This window comes from Klebsiella sp. P1927 (assembly GCF_018204675.1).
Classification (GTDB): domain Bacteria; phylum Pseudomonadota; class Gammaproteobacteria; order Enterobacterales; family Enterobacteriaceae; genus Klebsiella; species Klebsiella pneumoniae.
This window is the reverse complement of record NZ_CP073377.1, coordinates 2,523,236-2,547,836: the sequence shown is the minus strand read 5'-3', so window position 1 is coordinate 2,547,836 and position 24,601 is coordinate 2,523,236. Positions and strand designations below refer to the sequence as shown.

The 24,601-nt window shown below is 58.9% G+C and carries 24 protein-coding genes and 2 pseudogenes; 11 read left to right on the top strand and 15 right to left on the bottom strand.

Annotated features, from left to right (window positions below):
- Positions 1–43 precede the first annotated feature (43 nt).
- The 4 genes from KB892_RS12930 (at position 44) to KB892_RS12915 (ending at position 4,488) form a co-directional block, all read left to right on the top strand.
- Positions 44–400, top strand: a complete 357-nt coding sequence (locus KB892_RS12930; protein WP_002903625.1) for a hypothetical protein — start codon at positions 44–46, stop codon at positions 398–400.
- Between the two features lie 163 nt (positions 401–563).
- On the top strand, positions 564–1,484 hold the full coding sequence (locus KB892_RS12925) for an N-acetylmuramic acid 6-phosphate etherase (protein WP_002903628.1): 921 nt from the start codon (positions 564–566) through the stop codon (positions 1,482–1,484).
- 309 nt (positions 1,485–1,793) lie between these two features.
- The gene (mqo, locus tag KB892_RS12920; protein WP_004158644.1) at positions 1,794–3,404 is read left to right on the top strand and encodes a malate dehydrogenase (quinone); all 1,611 of its coding nucleotides are present in this window, start codon (positions 1,794–1,796) and stop codon (positions 3,402–3,404) included.
- A gap of 157 nt (positions 3,405–3,561) precedes the next feature.
- Complete coding sequence (locus tag KB892_RS12915) at positions 3,562–4,488, top strand: LysR family transcriptional regulator (protein WP_002903632.1); 927 nt, start codon at positions 3,562–3,564, stop codon at positions 4,486–4,488.
- On the opposite strand, the gene mdcH is transcribed toward KB892_RS12915, so the two are convergent.
- The 9 genes from mdcH to KB892_RS12870 form a co-directional block, all read right to left on the bottom strand.
- A complete protein-coding gene (gene mdcH, locus KB892_RS12910) occupies positions 4,478–5,380 on the bottom strand; it encodes a malonate decarboxylase subunit epsilon (RefSeq protein ID WP_002903633.1) in 903 nt (300 codons plus the stop codon). The two genes, KB892_RS12915 and mdcH, sit on opposite strands and share 11 nt — an antisense overlap.
- Positions 5,380–5,997: a malonate decarboxylase holo-ACP synthase gene (locus KB892_RS12905; RefSeq protein ID WP_004152239.1), complete on the bottom strand. Its 618-nt coding sequence runs from the start codon at positions 5,995–5,997 to the stop codon at positions 5,380–5,382. The genes mdcH and KB892_RS12905 overlap by 1 nt, the downstream gene beginning before the upstream one ends.
- A 3-nt stretch (positions 5,998–6,000) precedes the next feature.
- Positions 6,001–6,960, bottom strand: a complete 960-nt coding sequence (locus tag KB892_RS12900) for an AEC family transporter (protein WP_004148291.1) — start codon at positions 6,958–6,960, stop codon at positions 6,001–6,003.
- A gap of 136 nt (positions 6,961–7,096) precedes the next feature.
- Positions 7,097–7,897, bottom strand: coding sequence for a biotin-independent malonate decarboxylase subunit gamma (mdcE, locus tag KB892_RS12895; protein WP_002903635.1), 801 nt, complete (start codon positions 7,895–7,897; stop codon positions 7,097–7,099).
- On the bottom strand, positions 7,897–8,730 hold the full coding sequence (locus tag KB892_RS12890; RefSeq protein ID WP_002903637.1) for a biotin-independent malonate decarboxylase subunit beta: 834 nt from the start codon (positions 8,728–8,730) through the stop codon (positions 7,897–7,899). The genes mdcE and KB892_RS12890 overlap by 1 nt, the downstream gene beginning before the upstream one ends.
- Positions 8,723–9,022 (bottom strand): malonate decarboxylase acyl carrier protein, encoded by a 300-nt coding sequence (mdcC, locus tag KB892_RS12885; protein WP_002903639.1) that lies wholly within the window; start codon positions 9,020–9,022, stop codon positions 8,723–8,725. The genes KB892_RS12890 and mdcC overlap by 8 nt, the downstream gene beginning before the upstream one ends.
- 17 nt (positions 9,023–9,039) lie before the next feature.
- Entirely contained in the window at positions 9,040–9,882 is an 843-nt protein-coding gene (locus KB892_RS12880; protein ID WP_004143107.1) for a triphosphoribosyl-dephospho-CoA synthase, read from the bottom strand.
- Positions 9,882–11,537 carry a malonate decarboxylase subunit alpha gene (mdcA, locus tag KB892_RS12875; RefSeq protein WP_002903677.1) on the bottom strand — a complete coding sequence of 552 codons (1,656 nt, stop codon included), beginning with the start codon at positions 11,535–11,537 and terminating at the stop codon, positions 9,882–9,884. Before mdcA ends, KB892_RS12880 begins: the two co-directional genes overlap by 1 nt.
- 224 nt (positions 11,538–11,761) lie before the next feature.
- Positions 11,762–12,796, bottom strand: coding sequence for an AI-2E family transporter (locus KB892_RS12870; protein ID WP_002903679.1), 1,035 nt, complete (start codon positions 12,794–12,796; stop codon positions 11,762–11,764).
- A 442-nt stretch (positions 12,797–13,238) separates the two neighbouring features.
- Here KB892_RS12870 and kpnE point away from each other — a divergent pair, with 442 nt between their 5' ends.
- Positions 13,239–13,601 (top strand): multidrug efflux SMR transporter subunit KpnE, encoded by a 363-nt coding sequence (gene kpnE, locus KB892_RS12865; RefSeq protein WP_002903681.1) that lies wholly within the window; start codon positions 13,239–13,241, stop codon positions 13,599–13,601.
- Entirely contained in the window at positions 13,588–13,917 is a 330-nt protein-coding gene (gene kpnF / locus KB892_RS12860; protein ID WP_002903683.1) for a multidrug efflux SMR transporter subunit KpnF, read from the top strand. Before kpnE ends, kpnF begins: the two co-directional genes overlap by 14 nt.
- Positions 13,918–13,960: 43 nt before the next feature.
- Here the strand turns inward: kpnF and KB892_RS12855 are convergent, their stop codons facing one another.
- From KB892_RS12855 to KB892_RS12840, 4 genes are all read right to left on the bottom strand, one after another.
- A complete protein-coding gene (locus KB892_RS12855; protein WP_002903685.1) occupies positions 13,961–14,077 on the bottom strand; it encodes a hypothetical protein in 117 nt (38 codons plus the stop codon).
- A 13-nt stretch (positions 14,078–14,090) separates the two neighbouring features.
- Complete coding sequence (locus tag KB892_RS12850; RefSeq protein ID WP_002903687.1) at positions 14,091–14,903, bottom strand: trypsin-like serine peptidase; 813 nt, start codon at positions 14,901–14,903, stop codon at positions 14,091–14,093.
- A 938-nt stretch (positions 14,904–15,841) separates the two neighbouring features.
- Positions 15,842–16,261 carry an acid resistance repetitive basic protein Asr gene (gene asr, locus KB892_RS12845; protein ID WP_002903693.1) on the bottom strand — a complete coding sequence of 140 codons (420 nt, stop codon included), beginning with the start codon at positions 16,259–16,261 and terminating at the stop codon, positions 15,842–15,844.
- Between the two features lie 164 nt (positions 16,262–16,425).
- Complete coding sequence (locus KB892_RS12840; RefSeq protein ID WP_002903695.1) at positions 16,426–17,913, bottom strand: carboxypeptidase M32; 1,488 nt, start codon at positions 17,911–17,913, stop codon at positions 16,426–16,428.
- A gap of 216 nt (positions 17,914–18,129) precedes the next feature.
- On the opposite strand from KB892_RS12840, the gene KB892_RS12835 reads away from it, so the two are divergent.
- On the top strand, positions 18,130–18,222 hold the full coding sequence (locus KB892_RS12835) for a KPN_01571 family protein (RefSeq protein ID WP_017896321.1): 93 nt from the start codon (positions 18,130–18,132) through the stop codon (positions 18,220–18,222).
- Between the two features lie 30 nt (positions 18,223–18,252).
- Here the strand turns inward: KB892_RS12835 and KB892_RS12830 are convergent, their stop codons facing one another.
- Positions 18,253–19,503 (bottom strand): MFS transporter, encoded by a 1,251-nt coding sequence (locus KB892_RS12830; protein WP_002903698.1) that lies wholly within the window; start codon positions 19,501–19,503, stop codon positions 18,253–18,255.
- A 130-nt stretch (positions 19,504–19,633) separates the two neighbouring features.
- Here KB892_RS12830 and KB892_RS12825 point away from each other — a divergent pair, with 130 nt between their 5' ends.
- The 3 genes from KB892_RS12825 (at position 19,634) to bioD (ending at position 22,703) form a co-directional block, all read left to right on the top strand.
- Positions 19,634–20,536, top strand: coding sequence for a LysR family transcriptional regulator (locus KB892_RS12825; RefSeq protein WP_002903700.1), 903 nt, complete (start codon positions 19,634–19,636; stop codon positions 20,534–20,536).
- A 123-nt stretch (positions 20,537–20,659) separates the two neighbouring features.
- A complete protein-coding gene (gene mlc / locus KB892_RS12820) occupies positions 20,660–21,880 on the top strand; it encodes a sugar metabolism global transcriptional regulator Mlc (RefSeq protein ID WP_002903701.1) in 1,221 nt (406 codons plus the stop codon).
- A gap of 127 nt (positions 21,881–22,007) precedes the next feature.
- Positions 22,008–22,703, top strand: a complete 696-nt coding sequence (gene bioD, locus KB892_RS12815; RefSeq protein ID WP_002903703.1) for a dethiobiotin synthase — start codon at positions 22,008–22,010, stop codon at positions 22,701–22,703.
- Here the strand turns inward: bioD and clcB are convergent.
- Positions 22,656–23,564, bottom strand: a pseudogene (clcB, locus tag KB892_RS12810) (voltage-gated ClC-type chloride channel ClcB); the annotation flags it as partial. The gene bioD and the pseudogene clcB overlap by 48 nt on opposite strands.
- Here clcB and KB892_RS12805 point away from each other — a divergent pair.
- A pseudogene (locus tag KB892_RS12805) lies at positions 23,559–24,584 on the top strand (mannitol dehydrogenase family protein); the annotation flags it as partial. The pseudogenes clcB and KB892_RS12805 overlap by 6 nt on opposite strands.
- Positions 24,585–24,601: the final 17 nt, after the last annotated feature.

Below are 24,601 nucleotides of genomic sequence, written 5' to 3'. Positions count from 1 at the left end.
GCGGTACACTGCGGCTTTTCGCCACAGGCTTAAGGGAGACACTATGGAACTGGCTTTTCTGGTCCGGGATATCCTCCGGCAGCGGCACGTTGAACGTCTGGCGCAGCATCGTGAACAGGATAATGAAGCGGAAGCAGAGTGGGAGATCGCCCGCTGGCGGCATCGCAGCGGGGTGGTGATCCAGCGCCGCTATGAGCTCGAGATCGCGCAGCAGGATAGCGCATCCTGCCCGGAGTGCTGGATTGACTGGCAGGTTATCGACGCCGCCGGCCAGGAGATCAACCCGATGCGCAAACAGTTTTATAACCTTTGCCAGCAATCCTTCTGGCTGGCTATGCAGGCGGGTGGTGAAGATGAGACCTCAGACAGAATTGCTCAGATAACCGACAATCACCCGTAAACGCGCGTTGGGGACGGTAAACTGTGACCCCGACGGCGGTAAAGCGCAGAACATTCCACTTATAGTGGCGGCAGAGGTTAAATAGTCCTGATGAATATAAGGATATGCATCAGGCCGCTGATTTTGCCGAGATGCGCTTTTTCTGTCGTAAATGGAGGTTGTTATGAGCAGTTCGCTAACCGCGTCAATGCAGGCTCGTCGTCACCCGGAGACCACCCACATCGATCGCCTCGCCACCGCCGATATGCTGGCGATGCTGCATCAGGATGATAAGCAGATATCGGAGGCGGTCGGCGCCTGTCTGCCGGATATCGCCCGGCTGATTGATATCGCCACCGCGACGATAAGCCGGGGAGGGCGCCTGGTCATTATTGGCGCCGGCGCTTCGGGCCGGACGACCATTGAGGCGGTCAGCGACTATTCGCCGGAAGGTAAACACGCGCTGGTGGGGCTGATTGCTGGTGGGCAGACGGCGGCGATGGCCGAGCGGGAGACTGCGGCGAATAATTATGACCTGGGCGCCTTTGAGCTGCAGTCGCTGGACTTCAGCAACCGCGATATGCTGCTGGCGCTGACCGTCAGCGGCAAGACGCCATGGGTGTGGGGGGCGATGCGCCACGCCTGGTCGCTGGGCGCCCCGATAGCGGTCATCACCCAGCAGCCGACCAGCGAGGCGGCGCAGCTGGCGGATATCATTATTGCTCCGCAGACCGGGCCGGAGGCGGTGGCGGGGTTAGCCAATCCGAAGGCTCAGTTGGCCCAGAGGCAGATCGTCAATATGCTGACAACCGGACTCGCCATCCGTGACGGTCGGGTGTACAGCAATTTGCGGGTGGACGTGCAGGCTGACAATTCGCACTGGGCGGAGCGGCAGATAGCGATTGTGATGGCGGCCACCGATTGCACGCGCAGTGAAGCAAAGGCCGCCCTGGCCAGCTGTCATCAGCACTGCCGCACCGCGATCCTGATGCTGCTCAGCGGGCTTGACGCCTGGCACGCGCGGGAGCTGCTAACCAAACATCACGATCATCTGCGTCTCGCCCTGCGTGAAGCCCAGCGTAGCGCTGTCACTCCCGCCCAGTAATCCCTTCTCTGCCAGGCGCGCGATGAGCATGCGCGCCTGGACTTTTGTAATTAAAGAAATTCTTAACTTTTATTTTACCCGGCAATAGATATTGAATTTTCGACCTTATTTTTTTATCCGTCTTCGCTCTATTTTTAAAATTGATTTTTTAAGTTAAATAACTGTTTGGTTTAAAATGCGAGAGTGTAAATGATATTTTAAAATAAAGTAAAAGTGCGTTAATATGCTGCCTCTTATGACCGTGTGCTACGTGATAATTCTATTATGCCTGCAATGAAAAAAACGATTATTTCCTTAACCGCATTAGCGATGTTGGTCAGCGCGGCGACGCATGCTGAAGCGGATACCTCGAAAAAAACCGACTTCCTGCTGATTGGCGGCGGGATCATGAGCGCCTCGCTCGGCACCTGGCTGCAGGCGCTGCAGCCGGACTGGGATCTGACCATGGTGGAGAAACTGGACGGCGTGGCGCTGGAGTCTTCCAACGGCTGGAATAATGCCGGTACTGGCCACTCGGCGAATATGGAGCTGAACTATACGCCGGAGCGGGCGGACGGGTCGATTGACGTCAGCAAAGCGCTCGATATTAACGAGCAATTTATGATTTCCCGTCAGTTCTGGTCGGCACAGGTGAAACGCGGTATTTTGCACGATCCGCACTCGTTTATTAATTCCACGCCGCATATGAGCTTCGTCTGGGGTGATAATGTGGATTATCTGCAGAAGCGTTATAACGCGCTGCAGCAGACCACCTTATTCCAGGGGATGAAATTCTCCACCGATCACGCGCAAATTAAACAGTGGGCGCCGCTGGTGATGGAAGGCCGCGATCCGCAGCAGAAAGTGGCAGCCACCTGGACGCCGGTGGGTACCGATGTCAACTACGGCGAAATCACTCGCCAGCTGATCGGCAGCCTGAAGAAAAATAACCACTTCACCCTGCAGACCTCCTCTGAGGTAACGGATTTCAAACGTAATGCCGACAACTCCTGGCACGTAACGATTAAGAATGTGCAGAGCGGGGAAGCGCAGACTATTGACGCCAAATACGTCTTTATCGGCGCCGGCGGCGGCGCGTTGAAGCTGCTGCAAAAAACCGGTATTCCGGAAGCGGACAACTATGCCGGCTTCCCGGTGGGCGGCTCGTTCCTGATGACCGAGATCCCGGCGGTCACTGCGCAGCACCTGGAGAAAGTGTATGGCCAGGCTTCAGTCGGCGCGCCGCCGATGTCGGTGCCGCACCTTGATGCACGTTACCTCGACGGTAAGCGCGTGGTGCTGTTCGGGCCATTCGCCACCTTCTCGACCAAGTTCCTGAAAAATGGTTCGTTCTTCGATCTGCTCAGCACTACCACCACCAATAACGTGCTGCCGATGACCCACGTCGGTCTCGACAACTTCGATCTGGTGAAATACCTGGTTAGCCAGGTGATGCTCAGCGATGATGACCGTTTCGCTGCGCTGAAAGAGTACTACCCGGACGCGCGTAAAGAAGACTGGAAACTGATCCAGGCCGGCCAGCGCGTCCAGATCATCAAGAAAGACGCAGAGAAGGGCGGCGTGCTGAAGCTCGGTACCGAAGTGGTGGTCGATCAGCAGAAAACCATTTCCGCGCTGCTCGGCGCGTCGCCGGGCGCTTCCACCGCCGCGCCGATCACCCTGAACGTGCTCAAGCAGATGTTCCCGCAGCAGTTTAACTCGCCGGAGTGGCAGAGCCGCATTCACGCTATTGTGCCGAGCTACGGCCAGAAGCTGAACGGTAACGTGGCGCTGACCCAGCAGGTTTGGGATGACACCGCTGCGACCCTGCAGCTGACGAAACCGCCGGTGATCCAGATGCCAGCGGCTGCGCCTACCGCGACCGCCAAGCCGGCAGAGACGCCGCGCGAGGCCTCGCCGCAGCACGATATGGCACTGTAAAAGCAAACTCGACAGTGAACAAAAGGGAAGACCATGGTCTTCCCTTTTTTGCGTTATTTACCGGCTGAGGCCGCGCGCTGCCTGCAACTTTGGCGTCATAAAAGATATACTGGTTTGAATTGAAATAAGAAAATTAAACCAGGAGTGTGGAAGGGCCATGCAAGAGGATATTAACCAGGAGATCACCTTCCGCAAGCTGTCGGTCTTTATGATGTTTATGGCGAAAGGTAATATCGCCAGAACCGCCGAAGCGATGAAACTCAGCAGCGTCAGCGTTCACCGCGCGCTGCATACCCTGGAAGAGGGGGTGGGCTGCCCGCTGTTTGTCCACAAAGGGCGCAACCTGCTGCCGCTGCAGGCGGCGTGGACGCTGCTTGAATACTGCCAGGATGTGATAAGTCTGATGAACCGCGGGCTCGAGGCGACGCGCAAGGTTGCAGGCGTCGGTCAGGGGCGGTTGCGCATCGGTACCCTCTATTCTCTGACCCTGGAAACCGTTCCGCGCATCATTATGGGGATGAAGCTGCGTCGCCCGGAGCTGGAGCTGGACCTGACGATGGGTTCAAATCAGATGCTGCTGGATATGCTGGAAGACGATGCCCTCGATGCCATCCTGATCGCCACCAACGAAGGGGAGTTCAATAATACCGCTTTCGACGTGGTGCCGCTGTTTGAGGACGATATTTTTCTCGCCGCCCCGGCGACCGAACGGCTGGATGCCTCACGGCTCGCCGATCTGCGCGATTACGCCGACCGCAAGTTTGTTTCGCTGGCGGAGGGGTTCGCCACCTATGCCGGATTCCGGGAAGCATTCCACATCGCCGGCTTCGAGCCGGAGATCGTCACCCGGGTGAATGATATTTTCTCGATGATTAGCCTGGTGCAGGCTGGCGTCGGTTTTGCCCTGCTGCCGGGGCGGATGAAGAAAGTGTATGAGAAGGATGTACAGCTGCTAAAGCTGGCGGAACCCTACCAGATGCGCCAGCTGATCTCTATCGTCTATTCGCACCATCGCGAACGCGATGCCGACCTGCTGGCGCTGGCAGCGGAAGGACGGATGTACGCCCGCAGTATTAATCGCTAAGCCGCTGCGCCAGATGGCGGGCGACGTCCAGGCCGCTGCGCTCCAGCGCAATGGTCTCCCCGCGCCAGCCCGCCTGGCGGGTCAGGCAGGTGAGCACCCCCCCGGGGGGCATCTCAATGGCTAAGCGCGCATCGCGCTCATCGGCGGCGACCATCGCCTCCTGCCAGTGGACCGGGCGCGCCATGTTCATCGCCAGATCGTCGGCGATCCGCTGCGGATCCCACAGCACGCGCGCCGTCGAGCCGCTTAAATAGGCGCACCGTGGGCGCCTTAAGCTGGCGCCGGCAAAAGCTTTCGCCAGCTCAGCGGCGGGTTTATCCAGCAGCGCGCAGTGCGACGGCACGCTGACCGCCAGCCGCTGGGCTTTACTGGCGCCAGCCCGCAGCGCCAGCTGCGCCACCTCGGCCATTGCCTCATCACGGCCCGCAATCACGAACTGCGTTTCGGCGTTCAGGTTGGCGAGATAAACCTCGTGGCCCTGCATCAGCGCCTCAACCCGCGGGCGGGTCAGGCCCATAATCGCCGTCAGTCCGTAACCTTCAGGATACGCCTGTTCCATTAAGTCCCCGCGCAGGGCCACCAGCCGCAACGCGCTGGCGAAATCGAGCGCGCCGGCAATCACCGCGGCCGGAAACGCGCCGATGGACAGGCCGCTGACCATCTGCGGATCCACGCCCTGACGCTGTAGCTCGCGCGCCCAGGCGACACCGGCGATCAGCAGACAGAGCTGGACCGCACGGGTGTGTTGTAGCGCATCGGCGCTATCGAGAGTAGCGACTTCATCCCCCAGCACGGCGCGCGCCTGGGTGAGGATTGCCTCGCGATCGGGGATCATCGCCAGCATGCCGGGACGCTGGCCGCCCTGACCGGGAAAGGTAAATAAAATCTTCATTATTCCTCCCTGTGCCACGGCGTCGCGGTTAAGCGCGCGCCGCGGGACGTTTTCAGCAGCGCGCGCCCGTCGCGCAGCCATTCATTAAGGGCGAAGGCGCCGTACGGCGTTTCGACCTGGGTATCAGCGCGGCATGGGAGTTGGGCCACCCGGGTCTGCCATTCCAGCAGCGCCTCGCGGTCCAACGGCTGTGGCGCGCGGATCAGCAGATCCAGATCGCTGGCCGCATGCAGCACCGGGATCTCGGTTGCCAGCGCGTAGCCGGTACTGCCGGTGACGCCCCAGCCCCAGGGCCAGCGGTGTAAGGTGAGGGCGATAGCCCCCTGGACCGGCGGCTGCGAGACAAAAGGCGAATGGAGTAAGACCTCACGATCAACAAGCATCTCCGGGGTGACGCTGCGCACGATATTGCGCGCCTGTACCCAGCCGGCGGCGCGCTGCTCGCGCTTCATGCCCCGCACCCCAACCGGGACGCGGGCCTGGTCGTCAACGTCGCGCCTCACCACCACCGGCAGCGCGGCTCGCCACTGCTGAGCCACCCACGGCTCGGCAATATCTTCCAGGGCGCTGGCGTGGTTTAACCAAACTAGATCATGGGGACGCGGCGTTGCTGACATGGTTTACAGTCCTGAAGTCAAAGAGATAAACAGCGGTAGCGACAGGATACACAGAACCGAGCTCAACAGCAGCACGGCTTCAGCATCCGGAGACTGGACGCCGAAGCGGTTGCCGAAGACCACGCCAAAGAAGCCGGCGGCCAGGGCAATCATCAGGATCGCGGTAATGGCGATAGAACCGTGCAGCCCAAGTAACATCACCAGACCCCAGGCAATAAACGGCTGCACCAGCAGTTTCACGATGGTTGATGTAGCGATCAGCGCATTGAGCTGCAGTTTACGCGCCGACAGGATCACCCCGGTGAGGAACAGCGCGGCGGCGGTGGCGGCCAGGCCCAGCGGTTTGATCGACGCCAGCAGCAGGTCCGGCATTTTAATGCCGATCGCGGAAAGCACCACCCCAAGCAGCGGGCCCCAGACGATCGGTTTTTTCACCGAACGCCACATCAGCACCGGCAGCATCGCCAGCGTAGAACCGCTGTTTTCTCCCGCGGCGCGGGCTTTTTCACGTTCCAGAATCAGCAGGCAGAACGGGGTCATCAGCACCGAGCCGCAGGCGATAGAGACCGCTACCGACAGTGAGGTTGACGCGCCTTCACCCAGCACGCTGCCGAGGATCGGCAGACCTAACGCGGCATAGTTTGGCAGGGCGACGGTGAGGGTCAGCACCGCGGCATCCTGCGGCGTGCGTTTGAACACGCTGGTGGCGAGGAAGTAGATCGCGGCATAGGTGATCCACATCGCGCCGGTCAACACCAGCACCAGCGGCGACTGGGCGACGATCCCGGCCCACGGCGTTTGTACCGTCGCGCTAAACAGCGTGGCGGGTAAGGCAAAATCCATTACAAAAATATTAAGCAGCGAGACGTTTTTGTTATCTACCATCCCGGCCTTACCGGCCCAGAAGCCCAGCAGCATGATAACGAAAATCGGGGCAAGAGCATGAATAATCACATAAGTCATAAATCACCTGTAAATAAGATAGAGTACTGGCGCGATTGTTATTTTTTCTAAAAGCCGTCCCTACCCGGCGCGGTTATTACGCGCTCCGGGGGACGGCTTCCGGCAGGTTTTCTTCTACTACTTACGTACGAACGTCTTACCAGCTGGCGCGCATGCGATCGCGAACCAGTTGCGAGCTGCGGCGGTTTTCCGCGCCCAGGCGGCACTTCAGTGAGGCATCGGTGCGCGCATCAGCGATGGCGTCGCGCAGCGTGTTGCTGACCAACGACAGATCGTGATCGTCAGGGGCATCCGGATTATTAATATCCAGCAGGGCGGAGAGCAGGCCGAGCGTCGCATAGTTGCTGACGTCGTAGGCCATTGGCGGAATGGTAGCCGCCAGTTTCTCCAGCGCCTCTACGGTACGCAGCGTAATGCGCGCCGCCGATTCTTTCCCCATCGCGTGGACCAGCACGCCGCTATCGTTAAAGGCGATCAGGCGGTTGGCCTGGTAGCCGTGGGCCAGAAACGCCCCGGACATCGCTTTGCCGACGATCAGGCCAATTACCGGGTGGCCGGCCAAACGGGCTTTGGCATAAGCGCCAGCCGCCCCGGCCAGCGCCTGGTGAATGCCGAAAGCTTCTTCGCGGCGGCCATAGGCCTGGCTTGGCACATCGATCACGGCGACGATCGGCCGTTTGACTGGCTGGTCGGCGTCGGCGGCGATGGTTTCATTAACCACTTTCGCCAGCGTCCAGCCTTCCAGCAGGCCGACTTCGCCGCCGGCGGCGCGCGGGTAGTGGTTGTTAGCATCCGGGACCACGGCGATAAAACGCACGTTTTCGCCATTAATCTGGCCGTCTGCCACCTGGACGGAAGGGCACAGGCCGCTCATCAGCGGCACGTCGGGCGCCAGTTTGTTCAGCCACAGCGCGGCGCGGTTTGGGAACTGACTCATTATTTATCCTCCCGGGCAAAAAGCTGTTTAATCTGCGCGGTATCCGCCTGCTGGCGGGTGTCGAACTGGCTCAAGCGACGCAGATAATCGTCATAGTTGTCGCTGCGGTGCTGTACCGGTACGCCTTTGGCGATCGCCTCATTCATTGCGGTTTTAACGGCGTTAACGCCATCGTTAACCAGCGCGTCGACCAGTCCGCTGGCGGCGCGAATTTCGCCGCCGGTCATGCTCCAGATAAACGGCCGGTTGCGGGAGTCGTACTCTTCAATGCCGGCTTCCTGCTCGATAACCTGCGGGCCGTTGAGACCGAGACGGGCTTCACGAGTGACGATAAGGTAACTGCACAGCGCGGCGGCGATAGACATACCGCCAAAGCAGCCGACGGTGCCGGCGATGATGCCGACCACTGGGGTGTAGCGGCGCAGGTCGACAATCGCGGCGTGAATATCGGCGATGGCGGCCAGACCGAGGTTGGCCTCCTGCAGACGTACGCCGCCGGTTTCGAGGCACAGCACCGCCTGCGTCGGGATACCGTTGCGGTTATCTTCCGCCGCCAGCTCCAGCGCGGCGGCCATTTTGGCGCCGGACACTTCGCCCATACTGCCGCCCTGGAAGGTGCCCTCGATGGCAATCACCACCGCAGGCTGGCCGTTGATCGTGCCTTTGGCGACCACCATACCGTCATCGGATTGCGGGACGATGCCCTGGGCGCCGAGCCACGGCGACATAATACCGTCAAACGGATCCAGCAGTTCGCGGCAGCTGCCGTCGTCCAGCAGGGCGTGGGCGCGTTCGCGAGCGCGCAGTTCGATAAAGCTGCGATCGTTACGCATGAGCGGCCTCCTCAAAAACCTGTTCAATACGAATACGGGCGACGCCCGGCGTGGCGCCGAAGTCGTGGATAATCAACTGCCCGGCGGGCAGGCCGTTGATCAGGTTCAACCTGTCGAACAGCGCCTGCCAGCGCGCCTGGCTGTTATCCACTGAGGTGATGATCTGTACGTTGAGCGTGGCGCTCTGTGCGGCGGTATAAAGTACTTCCATATCGCCTGAACCCACGACTCCTGCCAGCGCTCGGCCGCTCAGGGCGCGGCTGGCAGGAAATGACAATGTAATCTGTTCCATAACATCCTCTGAATGCGTTAGCCGGCAACTCTGTCGAGAAACAGGGTGGCGGCAAGGAGATCGGCGGCGCCTCCCGGCGAGGCGTTTAGCGCCAGCATGATTGCGTCCAGGCGGGCCAGGGCGGCGCGCCCGGCGAAACTGGCGCAACCGCCAGCCGCCAGCACCTCACAAGCGCCTTGCTGCATGGCCTGCAGCCCGGCCATACCGGCGCGCGACAGCACGCAGGTATCGCTCAGCGAGGTCATGATGGCCATCAGCGCATCAAGCTGCGCCTGCGGCTCACTGGCGCCTCGCGCCCGGCTGTGCTGCAGTTGCGGCAGCGCCAGGCGGGTGATATGCGGGAAACCACACTGCGCTTCCTCGCGGGCGCCTGGCACCTGCCAGCGGCGGCTGGCGCGAAGCCCTTTACTAAAGCTTTTCGGCGCGAAGCCGTCGGGCAGGCGGGCGAGGGCGGCGGCGGCGTCGGCGATCGCCTGTGACTGACCCTCTCCACCCAACATCGCCACCGCGCTGACCAGCAGGCCTAGCGCCCAGATAGCGCCGCGGTGGGTGTTAACCCCACCCGTCGCCAGCATCATCTGCGCTTCGCCTTCGCGGCCAAGGCGGCCGACGGTTTCGCGCAGCGCGATGTCCGCCGGGCGACGCCAGCTTTGCTCGGCCAGCGCGTGAAAGGTCGGCTGCAGGCTGCGGGCGGAGCGCTCCATCAGCGCCAGATTCAGGTCCTGATGCGCGCCGTTGCCGCGGCTATCCACCAGACCCGGTTTCGGGCTCAGACGGGCTTCGTCAATCAGACAGGCGCTGGCGGTATGCGCCAGCCAGCTGACGCGGCTTTCTGCGTGCAGGGGGGAGAGATTTTTCATTACCAGCTCCGGAATTTTGCCGGTGGGTTGTACAGTCCGTCGGACCACTCCACCAGCTCGGCGACGCTGCCGGCGGCCAGCAGGGAGCGGGTGGCATCGCTGCGGCGAATCCCGAGATCTTCCGGGTAGACCACTTTGCCGCTCTGACGCAGCGCGGCGACGCGTTTGGCGTCCACACCAAGGCCGATATCGGTGATCCCGGCCACCGCGGCGACCATCGCCCGGCGCTCTTCAAGGCTCTCCGCACGGTACAGGTAGGCGATACCCTCTTCGGTCAGGACGTGGGTGACGTCATCACCATAAATCATCACCGGCGCCAGCGGCATGCCGGAGGTTTTCGCCACCTCAACTGCATCCAGCGTCTCAACGAAGGTTGGTTTCACGCCGGCCTGGAAGGTTTCGACCATCTGCACCACCAGCTTTTTCCCGCGCTGCATCGGGTCCGGCTCGGTGATCATATTGAGCCATGCCGGGGTGGCGTGGCGGCGACCGTGCGGGTCGTGGCCCATGTTCGGCGCGCCGCCGAAGCCGGAAAGACGGCCGCGGGTGACGGTCGAGGAGTTAGCCAGACCATCCACCTGCAGGGTTGAACCAATGAACATATCTACCGCGTACTGGCCCGCCAGCTGGCAGAAGGCGCGGTTAGAGCGCATCGAGCCATCCGGGCCGGTAAAGAAGATATCCGGGCGGGCGCGGATGTACTCTTCCATCCCCAGTTCGCCGCCGAAGCAGTGCACGCTCTCCACCCAGCCGCTCTCGATGGCCGGGATTAAGGTTGGATGCGGATTCAGGGTCCAGTGTTTACAGATTTTGCCTTTCAGGCCGAGCTGCTCGCCATAGGTCGGCAACAGCAACTCGATGGCGGCGGTATTAAAGCCGATACCGTGGTTAAGCGACTGCACCTGATGTTCCGCATAGATGCCCTTGATCGCCATCATCGCCATCAGTATGTGTTCTTGCTTAATCAGGCGCGGATCGCGGGTGAAGAGCGGTTCGATAAAGAACGGCTTGTCGGCAACCACCACGTAATCGATCCACGAGCCGGGAATATCGACGCGCGGCAGATCGCATTCGTCGTCCACCAGTTCGTTGACCTGGGCTATCACAATGCCGTCGTGGAAGGCGGCGGCTTCCACCAGCGCCGGGGTATCTTCGGTACTCGGTCCGGTATACAGGTTGCCTTTGCGGTCAGCTTTATAGCCGGCAATCAGCGCGACGTTTGGCGACAGATCGACGTACAGGCGCGAGTAGAGTTCAATATAGGTGTGGATGGCGCCGATTTCGAGCAGGCCATCTTCCAGTAGTTGCGAAATGCGCAGGCTCTGGGTGCCGGAGAAAGAGAAATCCAGCTTGCGGGCAATACCTTTTTCAAACAGGTCCAGATGCTCGCTGCGCCCGACGCTGGGCATAATCATATGCAGGTCGTGGATTTTTTGCGGATTAACTTCCGCCAGCATGCGCGAGAGGAAATCGGCCTGTTTCTGGTTGTTGCCTTCCAGCACAACCCGGTCGCCGGGGGCGAGCAGGTTTTCCAGTACGCTGACCAACTGGTCAGTCGGGATGACCTTACCTGGCATGTTCGCCTCGGCCAGCCGCCGCTGTTTTTCCGTTCGGCGACGGTTCCAGACCCGCCCCGTCGTTTGTTCGGCATTCATTAATAACCTCCTGATTCGACAAATCGTTTTGTTTGTCCTGGTGGAGATTAGTGTGCGACGCGAGGCTATGAGCATCAATTAAGCGCGGTGGCCGATCGTTAGCATCAGAGTAACGATTCCGCCGCAACGTTTGTGATGCGGATCAATAATACATAAGGCGTAGTGGTCTACGGAGAGAGTGTAGGGCAGGGAGCAGGCCGGCGAAGCGCCGGCCTGCGGAAGGACTACTGTTTACTAACATCGCTTAATAAGAAAGCGATACTCTGCCCGCCGCTGGTCTGCTCGAGGGCAATTTTGACGATAATCGTCAACGGCACCGAGAGCAGCATGCCAACCGGACCCAGCAACCATCCCCAGAAGATTAAGGACAGGAATACCACCAGCGTCGAGAGGCCCAGCCCGCGTCCCATGATACGAGGTTCGAGAATATTGCCGAATACCAGGTTGACGATCAGGTAGCCGGCCAGCACTACCAGCGCCTCGTACAGACCACCGAACACCAGCACCTGCAGGATCGGCGGAATGGCCGCCAGCACGGAACCGATATTGGGAATATAGTTAAGCGCGAAGGCCAGTAGCCCCCACATAAAGGCGAAGCGCACATCCAGCAGCACCAGCATGCCCCAGACCACCAGGCCGGTGATCAGGCTTATCGCAGTTTTCAGCACCAGATAATGCGATACGCTGTCGATGGCCCGCTGGATGGCGCCCATGCCTTCTACTGGTCTGGACATTAACTGCTGCAGCTTAGCGGGAAGCTGCGGCACCTCCAGCAGCATAAACACCACCGTCAGCAGCAGCAGAAAAATGGAGGACATGGCGTTCGACAGCTGAGTGAGCAGGCTGGTGACCAGGGTCATTACGGCGTTAGGGTCGATGTACTTATTGAGCTCGACCACCGAAACGGTGAATCCCATACGCTGCAGCCAGGGCGCGATGGTTTGCATCGGCTCATAGAGATAGTTGCGATACTGCGGCAGGGTGCGCGCCAGCTCGTTGAGCGAGGTCCCCAGCGAGGCCAGCAGCACAATGGCTAACATAACAATCAGGCCAATCAGTAGCGAGATCGCCAGCACGCGCGGCACCCGGCAGCGGACCAGGAGCTGGACCAGAGGATTGATGATCACCGCCAGAAAAAGCGCCAGGATAAACGGGACGATTATGTCCGCCGCAAAGCGAATGCCGGTAAGGATGATCACCAGCATGCCCAACATGATGACCATCTTTAATCCGTTAAGTGTAATAATGGGTTTAGCCATAGGATCCCGACCTCAAACTTCCTTGCCTATTAACAGGTTGCGTTACATTAGCATAATGACGCTTTTTTGCAGAACAAACGCATTGAAGAAAAACCGCGGCGTAAAGAATTGCAAAGTCTTTGAATTAAATGTAGCACTATGCTACAAATCTACCTGTGTTTAACTACTGAGGACAATTTTCATCCGCACCGGACGAGAAGCAACACCGCGGATAATTGTAATTTTATGGACAATCAGTTCAGGATGTATATTTTAAATCACCCCGCAGTATCCCTCACTTTTTCCCGTTTTGCCGGCGAACAGCACTGGCATTCGGCGCTATAGTCACCTTCTTTCTGCCTGAGCTGGCGCCAAGCGCACAGCGATATCTACGTCAGAAATTTTCCTGTTTACGTCTCGCGTAAACGGTAATGGATTATATTCTCAAGCAGGAGAAGGGATCATGTTTTATTGGATTTTATTAGCTTTAGCAATTATTGCTGAAATTACCGGCACCTTGTCTATGAAATGGGCAAGCGTGAGCGGCGGGCACACCGGCTTTATTTTAATGCTGGCCATGATTGCCCTGTCATATATTTTTCTTGCCTTTGCGGTTAAAAAGATTGCCCTCGGTGTGGCCTATGCGTTGTGGGAAGGGATCGGTATTTTACTGATTACCCTGTTCAGCGTGCTGCTGTTTGATGAGAGTCTGTCCCTGCTGAAAATAGCCGGCTTGACCACCCTGGTGATAGGGATCGTCTTAATTAAGTCCGGCACCCAGAAAAAAGCGTCTTCCAAGCAGGAGGTGGCCCATGCAGCAGTTTGAGTGGATCCACGCCGCCTGGCTGGCAATCGCCATTGTGCTGGAAATTATTGCCAACGTCTTTTTGAAGTTTTCCGACGGCTTCCGCCGCAAGATCTACGGCATCCTGTCCCTGGCGGCAGTATTGGGCGCGTTCAGCGCCCTGTCGCAGGCGGTTAAAGGGATCGATCTCTCGGTCGCCTATGCGCTGTGGGGCGGCTTCGGTATCGCGGCGACCATCGCCGCCGGCTGGGTGCTGTTTGGTCAGCGTCTGAATAACAAAGGCTGGGCGGGGGTTATCCTGCTGGTAGCCGGCATGGTGTTAATTAAACTCGCCTGACGTCTCGCCGCCTGCAAAGCCAGGCGGCAAACGGAAACTTCCTTCACGCCTGGCCCCGCTGTAATTGTGTCAGGTGACGCTGAGGGCTGCGCAGGTTCACTGCTTTCGGCTGGCGGAAAATCATTTCCGCCAGGACGATGTCAATAATGATATTCTTCATCGGCCTCGGTCCATTACTCACCGGCAAGCGCCTCCAGCTTATCGCGAAAGCCAGTCACCGCAATGGCGCGATTGTCCGCCCGCCAGCGATCCTGCGGGCCGGGGGCCGAACTCTGCACGGCGATCACCTGCCAGCCGTCCTCCGTTTTCAGCAGCAGCGGCGAGCCGCTGTCGCCAGGCAGGGTGTCACACTGATGCGACAGTACGCTGGTTTGCGCCCACCCTGTCACGATGCAATCCTGGTGGCTGTAAAGATTATCGAGATGATCTTCAGGATAGCCAGACTGGGTAACTTTACGGTCCGCCGCCTTCAGCGCGGCGGTGAGATCGGCCTTGCTGCCCGGAAAGAGCGGGATCGGCGTAATGCCAGACGGAGCATAGCGCAGCACGATCAGACCAAAATCGGACGGCGCTGCAGCGGAAGGGACAATCCAGCCGTCGCCATCGGCTTTCAGGCGTCTGCCTAAGCTGGGATCGACTCGCCCGTCAATGCCGTGGATCTCATAGACCCAGTTGCCCTTGCGGGAAATAAAGCGCAGGGCGACCGCTTTGTCCGGCTTGCCGCGCGGGGGCGTTAACAGACAGTGGCCCGCGGTCAGCGCCAGATGCGGAGAGATGAGCGTCGCCGTACACAGATTGCCGCTGGCGGTTTCCAGCTGGCCAATCGCGTCCCACGGACTCTCCTCGGGGCGGTTCACCGCTTTGCGGTCATCGTGACCGAAAAACAACGTCTTAATATCTTTGGCGCTCAGTCCGCTATCATCGGCATGTGCGCCCAGAGGTAACAGATAAAATGAACACAGTAATAACAGAACGTCTCTACGCATATCACTCTCTGGGGAGGCTATGATGTCTATTGACAGTAGCAGGAGATTTAAGTTTTTGAAAGTAAACAATAATTCTAAACAGGCCAAACCGTATACCACATCAGCGCGCGGTGGGGTCTGGCGCTGGTAAAACCTCCTGATTTCAAGCGGTTAATACCAGTGTTCTGCTTGTGCTATTTCCTCAGAAAGTGGCGTCTTGCGCAACAAGATTCATGTATCAGAACGTACTGAATTCGGTTAATAATGCAGCAATTCATCCGTGGGATTATTCCTGGTTTGTCAGCATAATGCCCAAAAATAATACTTTTACCCACCAGAACTTCACCGGAATTCGCACTTCTTTACGCCTCTCGTAATTATTTTCAATGCGAAACATTTTCTCACTGAAAACGTTGTTACCGTCGCCCTGCCGTTGAGTAAATAGAGAGGTAGTACCGGCGATGATAGCCTGAACTCTATTTCCCCTGCGTTCGGAGGGCTTATGTCTAAAAAAGGTATTCGCGCACTGGTTTATGTTTCCCTGGTCTCAGTCGCTATCTGGGGCGCGACCGGCTATCTGGTGATGGAAGCCGTGCGTGCATTGTGATGGGCGCGCCACCCGGCAAGGGCCAGGCGTGCGACATATTACGACTAACATGTCTGGCGTCTTCTGGCGCCGGACTTTTTTTTGCGCCGCAGAGAGTCACAGGATAATGGGACGCGGGGAGCGGGTCAGCGATAGCCGCACGGTATTCATTTTAATGAAAAGCTGGTAGAAGCAGCAAAATGCGAGCGCGGGATAAATAATTAAGAGAGGAAAAAACGGGTTGCAACCACTGCGCATATAATTAGCAGGATCAGGATGAGCTCAAAACGATAGCGCCGCAGCATAGTGCTCTCCAGAAAAAACGGCGCTGAAACAGCGCCGATTATTAAGAAGGTTGGTTCGCCGGGAGGAATTATGCTGCCGGCTGTGCAGTCGGTTTAGCGGCCTGGTGTTTAGTGGTTTTGTGGTGTTTTTTCGCTGCCTGCGCTTTCTGGGCTGCCGGTTTAGCCGCAGCTTTGTGATGCTTTTTCGCCGCCTGAGCTTTCTGCGGAGCAGCTGGTTTAGCTGCTACTTTTTTGTGTTTTTTAGCGGCCTGGGCTTTCTGAGCAGCGGCTGGTTTAGCTTCTGCTTTTTTGTGTTTTTTGGCAGCCTGAGCTTTCTGCTCTGCGGCCGGTTTTGCCGCGGCTTTGTGGTGTTTTTTGTGATGGGTGGTCTTGGCAGCCGTGCTGTGGGTGGCAGCCGGAGCCTGAGTGGTGCTTACTGCGTCAGCAGCGAAAGCGGCGGAAGAGAGACCCATAGCAGCGGCAACGACCAGAGCTAATACTTTTTTCATTCTGATATCCTCGAAAAGTTTTCTTAATTTCAACCCCACTGCGGGGCCGGTGAAATCACTATATGCTTGTCTTTTCGAGCTTTCCGTGAGTGTTTGGTATCGGCGTGTAACCGAATGTACAAGGCGGGAACGACAGGACGCGCCGGGTAGCCCGGCGCGTATGATTACAGGTAGCGAGTGGTCAGGTGCTCGCGGAAGTAGCGGCTATTAAGATCCTCACCGGTGGCCTGCTGAATCAACTGCGAGGTGGTGAAGCGGCTGCCATGCTGCCAGATATTCTGCCGCAGCCAGTCGAACAGGGCGCTGAAATCGCCTTCCTCAATATCGCGATCTAATGTCGGCAGCGCGCGGCGGGCCGCGGCCATCAACTGCGCGGCATACATCGCGCCCAGGGTATAGGAAGGGAAATAGCCGAATCCGCCGTCGGTCCAGTGAATATCCTGCATGCAACCATCCCGATAGTTGCCGGTGGTCGACAGCCCCAGCCAGTGCTGCATTTTCTCGTCCCACAGCGACGGGATATCATCTACCTCAATCTCGCCGTCGATCAGCGCACGTTCAATTTCATAACGCAGGATGACATGCGCCGGGTAGCTCACCTCATCGGCATCGACGCGAATAAAGCCGGGTTTCACCTGCTGATTCCAGGCGACAAAATTGTCCTGGCTAAAGGCCGGCCGATCGCCAAACCGCTCGCGCACCGCCGGTAACAGGCGGTTAAGAAACCGCTCGCTGCGTCCCAGCTGCATTTCAAAAAACAGGCTCTGCGACTCGTGGATAGCGGTGGAGCGGGCGAGTCCTACGGGCTGGTCGACCCACGGGCGAGGTAGATTCTGCTCGTAGCGGGCGTGGCCGGTTTCGTGGATCACGCCGAACAGAGCGCTGAGCAGGTCGTTTTCGTTGTAGCGGGTGGTGATGCGCACATCCTGGGGTACGCCGCCGCAGAACGGGTGGGCGCTGATGTCGAGGCGCCCGCCGTCGAAGTCAAAGCCAAGGATACGCATCGCCTGCAGGCCCAGCTCCCGTTGTTCAGCAATGGGGAAAGGCCCCTGCGGGGCGATTAGCGTCTGCTTCGCCTGCTTCTCCACCGCCTGGCTAAGCAGGGAAGGTAGCCACGATTTGAGATCGGCGAACAGGCTGTCCAGCCGCGCGCTGGTCATATCCGGTTCGAAAATATCCAGCAGCGCGTCGTAACGTGAGCCGCCCCTGGCATCGGCGCGGATCTGCGCTTCCTGACGGCTCAGTCTGACCACCTCGCGTAGGTTGTCGGCAAAGCCCGTCCAGTCATTGGCGGGACGCTGGCTGCGCCAGGCATGCTCGCAGCGGCTGCCGGCCAGCGATTTTGCTTCCACCAGGCTCTCCGGCAGCAGCGCCGCCTGATCGTACTGACGCTGCATTTCCCGCAGGTTGGCCTGTTCAACATCATTAAGATCCTGCTGGCGGGCCTCCTGTAACCATTGTCCCACTTTTTTATCGGTCAGGATCTGATGCTGCAGCACGCCGAGCTCGGCCAGCGCTTCGCCGCGGGCGACGCTCCCGCCCGGGGGCATCATCGCGAACATATCCCAGCCGGCGATGGCGGCGAGATGCGAAAAGCGCGACAGGCGCTGAAAGGTACGGGTAAGCTGCTGATAAGGCGTATTTTCAGTCATAGTGGCGTTCGGTCCGTGACAGGTGAATAAAGAGATTATCGCTTTGCCTCTACACTATCCTGATACGCCCGGCGGGTCGAGCGTTGCGCACAGGGGAAGGGAAAGACACATGGCGGGAGAATAAGCTCCCCTCTGTGATCGGTGTGACAGAAAACGGTAACATATCGGTACTAAACTGTGATCGATTACACAGGTCTGGAGGTTCGGGGGTGGTTTATGAATCCGTTCACCTGGCTGTTTATTGCACTACTGTCCGTTGATGCCGTCAGAGAGCTGATGGGCTTGTCTTCCATAATGGGCTTGTGGTGAAACGTGGCCCGCAGGCCACGTCACACGCGACTATTTCAGTCGCTGATGTAAGCAGGTGCCGGTCAACAGCGCGGCAAGGAGCAGCAGCGCGATAAACCCACCGACGCCGTTCCAGCCGTAGTGATGCCAGAATACCCCGCCTAACGTCCCGGCAAGACTTGAACCCAAATAATAGCTGAACAAATACAGCGATGACGCCTGACCGCGGGCGCGGCGGGCGCGTGGGCCAATCCAGCTGCTGGCGACGGAATGCGCGGCGAAGAAGCCAGCGGAAAACAGCAGCATGCCGATGAAAATAAGCCACAGGGAAGAAAAGAGCGTCAGCAGCAGGCCGCAGAGCATCACCGCTGTAAAGCCAAGCATCACCGGCCCGCGGCCAAAGCGTACGGTCATGGCCCCTGCCTTCGGTGAACTCCAGGTCCCGGTGAGATAAGCTACCGACAGCAGGCCTACCACCGCCTGGCTTAACGACCACGGCGACATCATCAGCCGGTAGCCAATATAGTTAAACAGGGTGACAAAAGCGCCCATCAGCAGAAAACCTTCGATGAACAGCAGCGGCAGGCCACGGTCGCGCCAGTGCAGACGGAAGTTAATCAGCAGCGTTTTCGGTCGCAGCGAGGTCGGGCGGAAATGGCGCGACTCGGGCAGGATACGCCAGAACATAATCGCGGCGGCCAGCGCAAAGCCGCTGATCGCCGCCAGCGCCACGCGCCAGCCGAAGAAATCGGTAAAGACCCCGGTCAGCAAGCGGCCGCTCATGCCGCCGATGGAGTTGCCGCTGATATAGAGTCCCATCGAAAAGGCGACGAAACTGGGGTGGATCTCCTCGCTCAGATAGGTCATGCCGACCGCCGCTACGCCGCTCAGCGACAGGCCGATGAGAGCGCGCATAATCAGGATGCCGTGCCAGCTGGTCATCATAGTCGATAACAGTGAACAGCAGGCGGCCAGCAGCAGGGCGGTGACCATCACCGGCTTGCGGCCTATAGCGTCCGACAGCGGGCCGGTAAACAGCAAGCCCACCGCCAACATCGCCGTGGAAATTGAAAGCGAAATACTGCTGCTGGCCGGCGACACGCCAAACTCGTTCGACAGCACCGGCAGGATCGGCTGCACACAGTAGAGCAGGGCAAAGGTGGCCAGACCGGCGGAGAACAGCGCGAGAGTGACGCGCATAAACTGCGGGGTGCCACGCTTAATAAACGGATCCGGGCGGGATGCACCAGCGACGCTGACCTCGCCCGCCGGCACGGTGTCAACGGTTGTTGTACGACTCACAGAGAATTCCTTGCGTAGAAGTTGCTGCTTACCAACAGAGTGTTGTGACCATTCAGCTCACATTTTTAGGGTATGAAAATGTAAATATTCTGTCTAATATATTAATAATCTCAAATAAGACGTTTTAAATATGAATATCGAGTTGCGTCATTTGCGCTACTTTGTCGCCGTCGCTGAGGAGCTACATTTTGGCCGCGCCGCGGCGCGACTGAACATCTCTCAACCACCGCTAAGCCAGCAGATTCAGATCCTTGAGCAGCAGACCGGCGCTCGCCTGTTTGCCCGTACCAACCGCAGCGTCAGCCTGACGGCGGCCGGAAAGCAGTTTCTCGCCGATAGCCGACAAATCCTCGCCCAGGTGGATGAGGCGGCTGCTCGCGCCGCCCGTCTACACCATGGCGAAACGGGTGAGCTGCGCATCGGCTTTACCTCCTCGGCCCCTTTTATTAAGGCCGTCTCCGATACGCTATCGATGTTTCGCCAACGCCTTCCGGATGTGCATATTCTCACCCGCGAGACTAACACCCGCGAACAGATAGTGCCCCTGAGCGAAGGGGCTCTGGATTTGGGGCTGCTGCGCAATACTCAACTGCCGGACACCCTGGCGTGGGAGCGGGTTCTGCGCGAGCCGCTGTTGGCGATGGTCCCGGCGAATCACCCGCTGGCCCGCCAGCCCTCGGTCAGCCTGGCGGCGCTGGCGCGCGAGCCCTTCGTCTTTTTCGACCCGCACGTCGGCACTGGCCTGTATGACGACATCCTCGGCTTGCTGCGCCGCTACGGCCACACGCCGAAGATTGCCCAGGAGGTGGGGGAGGCAATGACGATTATTGGTCTGGTGGCCGCCGGCCTGGGGGTATCGATCCTCCCGGCCTCCTTTCAGCGCGTCCAGCTCAGTGAAATGCGCTGGCTGCCGATCGACGAACAGGATGCGGTATCGGAGATGTGGCTGGTGTGGTCTAAACACCATGAGCAAGGGGCACTGGCAAAACGCTTTCGTGAGGCGCTGCTCTCCTGGAAAAGCGAGCATAATTGAGGCGAAAAGGGGCTGGAAATGTGCGGTAAATCACAAGGCTAAGTAAAAATTTGACGTTCACCGTCGAAGTGCTTCACCATAGCCGAAAGTTTATTTCGAAGCGCGAAAATAAGGGAGTCAATGGTGGTAGCGGATAGTCAACCAGGCCATATCGATCAAATAAAGCAGACCAATGCGGGCGCCGTGTATCGCCTGATTGATCAGCTCGGCCCGGTATCGCGTATCGACCTTTCCCGATTTGCGCAACTGGCGCCGGCCAGCATCACCAAAATCGTCCGCGAAATGCTGGAAGCGCATCTGGTTCAGGAGACCGAGATCCAGGAGCCCGGCAGCCGCGGCCGCCCGGCGGTGGGGCTGATGGTGGAGACCGAGGCATGGCACTATCTGGCGGTGCGCATCAGCCGCGGTGAGATCCATCTTTCGCTGCGTGATTTAAGCAGTCAGCTGGTGGTGGAGGATCAGCTGGAGCTGGCGCTCACCGACAGCACGCCGTTTCTGACGCGCGTTATCGACCATATTGATCGCTTCTTTATTCGCCATCAAAAGAAGCTGGAACGCCTTACCTCCATCGCCATGACGATGCCCGGTATTATCGATACCGAAAATGGCATTATTCATCGCATGCCGTTTTATGAGGATGTTAAAGATGTCCCGCTCGGCGAAGCGCTGGCCAATCATACCGGGGTGCCAGTCTATATTCAGCATGACATCAGCGCCTGGACTATGGCGGAATCTTTGTTTGGCGCCTCGCGCGGCGCCCGGGACGTCATTCAGGTGGTCATCGATCATAACGTCGGCGCCGGGGTGATCACCGATGGGCGCCTGCTGCACGCCGGCAGCAGCAGCCTGGTGGAGATTGGCCATACCCAGGTCGATCCCTACGGCAAACGCTGTTACTGCGGCAATCATGGTTGTCTGGAGACGATTGCCAGCGTAGAAAGCGTGCTGGAGCTGGCGCAGATGCGCATGGCGCAGTCGATGAGCTCGCTGCTGCACCAGCGTCCGCTGAGCGTGGAGTGGCTTTGTCAGGCGGCGCTGCAGGGCGATTTGTTAGCCCGGGACATCATCAGCGGCGTGGGTAATCACGTTGGGCGGATTCTGGCGATCATGGTCAATCTGTTTAATCCGCAGAAAATTCTGATTGGCTCGCCGTTCAATCTGGCGGCAGAAATTCTTTTTCCGGCAATTTCCAGCTGTATTCGGCAACAATCTCTCCCAGCCTATAGCCGGCATATTACCGTTGAAAGTACTCAGTTCTCCAACCGCGGAACGATGGCTGGCGCGGCGCTGGTCAAAGATGCGCTCTATAACGGATCCTTACTCATACGACTGTTACAGGGTTAACATTTTTTCATAGTCACACCAAAAATTGCGCTATCTCAAGCTGACCTCAGACGGCTTCACGTAGACTTTGCCCACCGTTGATTATTTCTCTCCCGTATATTTCATCGACAAAACTGTGGGGTTAGTGATGTTTAAGCGTTTCTTTATTACAGGTACAGACACCTCTGTCGGGAAGACAGTGGTTTCCCGTGCGCTGTTGCAGGCACTTGCTGCCAGAGGCAAAAGCGTGGCCGGGTATAAGCCTGTGGCGAAGGGCAGCAAAGAGACGCCGGACGGTTTACGTAACAAAGATGCGCTGGTGTTGCAGAGCGTCTCCACGCTGGCGTTACCTTATGAGGCTGTCAACCCCATCGCCTTAAGCGAAGACGAGAGCAGCGTGGCGCATAGCTGCCCGATCAACTACGGTCTGCTGTCCGATGGTTTGCAGCGTCTGGCCGCGCAGGTCGAACACGTGGTGGTTGAAGGCACCGGCGGCTGGCGCAGCCTGATGAACGACCTGCGGCCGCTCTCCGAGTGGGTGGTTCAGGAGCAGCTCCCAGTGCTGATGGTGGTGGGGATCCAGGAGGGGTGCATCAACCATGCGCTACTGACAGCCCAGGCGATCGCCAATGACGGTTTACCGCTGATTGGCTGGGTGGCCAATCGGATCAACCCCGGTCTGGCGCACTACGCCGAAATCATCGATGTCCTCAGCAAAAAGCTGCCGGCGCCGCTGATCGGCGAGCTGCCTTATCTGCCGCGCGCCGAACAGCGTGAGCTGAGCCGCTACGTCGACTTAGACATGCTCGGCAACGTGATGGCGATAGATCGAATCCCGGCGTAACGTCCGCGACAGCACAGACGACACGACGCAGGTTATCAGCAGGCCGGGCAGCAGCGTATACTGCCCGGTCATCTCGCAAATCATCAGGGTTGACATGATCGGCGCATGGGTCGTGGCGGCCAGAAACGCCGCCATGCCGGTCAGACCCATCATGATGGCCATTTCTTCACTTCCCGGCAGCCACAGCCTGCTGAAGCAGGCAAACAGCATGCCCATCGCCAGGCCGACAAACAGCGTCGGGGTGAAGACCCCGCCAGGCGCGCCGGAGCCGCTGCTGGCCAGCACCGCCAGCAGTTTGCAGATAAATACGCCCACCAGCAGCGCACCGGACGGCGGCAGCAGCAAATAGCTTTGCACTACGCTGTAGCCGTTGCCCCATACTGCCGGGGTGATGAGCGATAAGCCGCCGACAATCAGCCCGCCCAGCGCCAGCTGCCACGGCGGCGCCAGCTTCAGTTTAACGAACCCGCGGTGGCTGTAGTCCATCAGCCAGATAAACAGCGGCCCGCACAGCCCGGCCAGCAGGCCAGTCGCCAGCATTAAGCCATAGTGCAGGGCGCTGAGGTTCTGCTGTAACACGACGTGATACAGCGGCGCGGCGCCGCCATTAAGAAACTGCGTCAACAGCAGGGCGATCACCGCCGAGATCACCACCGGCCCAAGCGAGGCCAGCATCAGCGTGCCAAAGAGAATTTCAGCAATAAACAGGCTGCCGGCCAGCGGGGCATGATAAGCGCTGGCCATCCCGGCAGCCGCGCCGCAGGCGACCCATAGCTTCCATTCACTCTGCGGCGTGAAGCGACGGGCAAACAGCGAGGCCGCCAGCGCGGCCAGCAGGATCATGGCGCCTTCCCGGCCAATCTGCATAACCCGCACCAGCCAAAATCGGCGGCGGGGGTAGTGGTGGAGGCCTTATCTCGCCGCCGGGCGGCCGGCCTGCCTGCTTTTACCGTGATGTCCTGCGATAACATGCCGGAAAATGGTCACGTGATGCGCAACGTCGTCTGCGCCTACGCCCGGGCTTTAGACGAGGATCTTGCCGCATGGATAGAGCAGAATGTCACCTTTCCGTCGACGATGGTGGACCGGATTGTCCCGGCGGTGACTGCCGAAACCCTCGATAAAATTACCCAGCTGACCGGGGTGCGCGACCCGGCCGGGGTGGCCTGCGAACCTTTCCGTCAGTGGGTGATTGAGGATAACTTTGTTGCCGGACGTCCGCAGTGGGAGAAAGCGGGAGCGGAACTGGTCGCCGACGTGGTGCCTTTCGAAGAGATGAAGCTGAGAATGCTCAATGGTAGCCATTCGTTCCTCGCTTATCTCGGCTATCTGGCCGGTTATCAGCATATCAACGACTGTATGCAGGACGATAACTACCGTCGCGCGGCGCTGTCGTTGATGCTGGACGAACAGGCACCAACGCTGAAGGTGCAGGGGGTGGATCTGTCACGCTATGCCAGTTTGCTGATTGACCGTTACTGCAATCCGGCGCTGAAGCACCGCACCTGGCAGATAGCCATGGACGGCAGCCAGAAGTTGCCCCAGCGCATGCTGGACTCCATACGCTGGCATCTGGTGCATCAGCGTGATTTTACACTGCTGGCGCTGGGCGTGGCAGGGTGGATGCGTTACGTTGGCGGCGTTGACGATGCGGGCCAGTCAATCGAGATATGCGACCCGTTGTTGCCGGTTATCCAGCAAGCGGTGGCTGCCAGCGCCGATGGCGAAGCGCGAGTCAAAGCGCTGCTGGGTATTGAGGCTATTTTCGGCGTCGAACTGCCGCAGGAGTCACGCTTTGTCACGGCGGTGACCCGCGCCTACTTAGCGCTGCAGCGGCAGGGGGCTAAAGCTACCGTCGCCGCGTGGGCCGCCGCGCAATAATCTTTTTCCGGTGTCGG

Coding starts and splice junctions, on each gene's coding strand:
- KB892_RS12930 (WP_002903625.1), top strand. CDS start 44: ATGGAACTGGCTTTTCTGGTCCGGGATATCCTCCGGCAGCGGCACGTT.
- KB892_RS12925 (WP_002903628.1), top strand. CDS start 564: ATGAGCAGTTCGCTAACCGCGTCAATGCAGGCTCGTCGTCACCCGGAG.
- mqo (WP_004158644.1), top strand. CDS start 1,794: ATGTTGGTCAGCGCGGCGACGCATGCTGAAGCGGATACCTCGAAAAAA.
- KB892_RS12915 (WP_002903632.1), top strand. CDS start 3,562: ATGCAAGAGGATATTAACCAGGAGATCACCTTCCGCAAGCTGTCGGTC.
- mdcH (WP_002903633.1), bottom strand. CDS start 5,380: ATGAAGATTTTATTTACCTTTCCCGGTCAGGGCGGCCAGCGTCCCGGC.
- KB892_RS12905 (WP_004152239.1), bottom strand. CDS start 5,997: ATGTCAGCAACGCCGCGTCCCCATGATCTAGTTTGGTTAAACCACGCC.
- KB892_RS12900 (WP_004148291.1), bottom strand. CDS start 6,960: ATGACTTATGTGATTATTCATGCTCTTGCCCCGATTTTCGTTATCATG.
- mdcE (WP_002903635.1), bottom strand. CDS start 7,897: ATGAGTCAGTTCCCAAACCGCGCCGCGCTGTGGCTGAACAAACTGGCG.
- KB892_RS12890 (WP_002903637.1), bottom strand. CDS start 8,730: ATGCGTAACGATCGCAGCTTTATCGAACTGCGCGCTCGCGAACGCGCC.
- mdcC (WP_002903639.1), bottom strand. CDS start 9,022: ATGGAACAGATTACATTGTCATTTCCTGCCAGCCGCGCCCTGAGCGGC.
- KB892_RS12880 (WP_004143107.1), bottom strand. CDS start 9,882: ATGAAAAATCTCTCCCCCCTGCACGCAGAAAGCCGCGTCAGCTGGCTG.
- mdcA (WP_002903677.1), bottom strand. CDS start 11,537: ATGAATGCCGAACAAACGACGGGGCGGGTCTGGAACCGTCGCCGAACG.
- KB892_RS12870 (WP_002903679.1), bottom strand. CDS start 12,796: ATGGCTAAACCCATTATTACACTTAACGGATTAAAGATGGTCATCATG.
- kpnE (WP_002903681.1), top strand. CDS start 13,239: ATGTTTTATTGGATTTTATTAGCTTTAGCAATTATTGCTGAAATTACC.
- kpnF (WP_002903683.1), top strand. CDS start 13,588: ATGCAGCAGTTTGAGTGGATCCACGCCGCCTGGCTGGCAATCGCCATT.
- KB892_RS12855 (WP_002903685.1), bottom strand. CDS start 14,077: ATGAAGAATATCATTATTGACATCGTCCTGGCGGAAATGATTTTCCGC.
- KB892_RS12850 (WP_002903687.1), bottom strand. CDS start 14,903: ATGCGTAGAGACGTTCTGTTATTACTGTGTTCATTTTATCTGTTACCT.
- asr (WP_002903693.1), bottom strand. CDS start 16,261: ATGAAAAAAGTATTAGCTCTGGTCGTTGCCGCTGCTATGGGTCTCTCT.
- KB892_RS12840 (WP_002903695.1), bottom strand. CDS start 17,913: ATGACTGAAAATACGCCTTATCAGCAGCTTACCCGTACCTTTCAGCGC.
- KB892_RS12835 (WP_017896321.1), top strand. CDS start 18,130: ATGAATCCGTTCACCTGGCTGTTTATTGCACTACTGTCCGTTGATGCC.
- KB892_RS12825 (WP_002903700.1), top strand. CDS start 19,634: ATGAATATCGAGTTGCGTCATTTGCGCTACTTTGTCGCCGTCGCTGAG.
- bioD (WP_002903703.1), top strand. CDS start 22,008: ATGTTTAAGCGTTTCTTTATTACAGGTACAGACACCTCTGTCGGGAAG.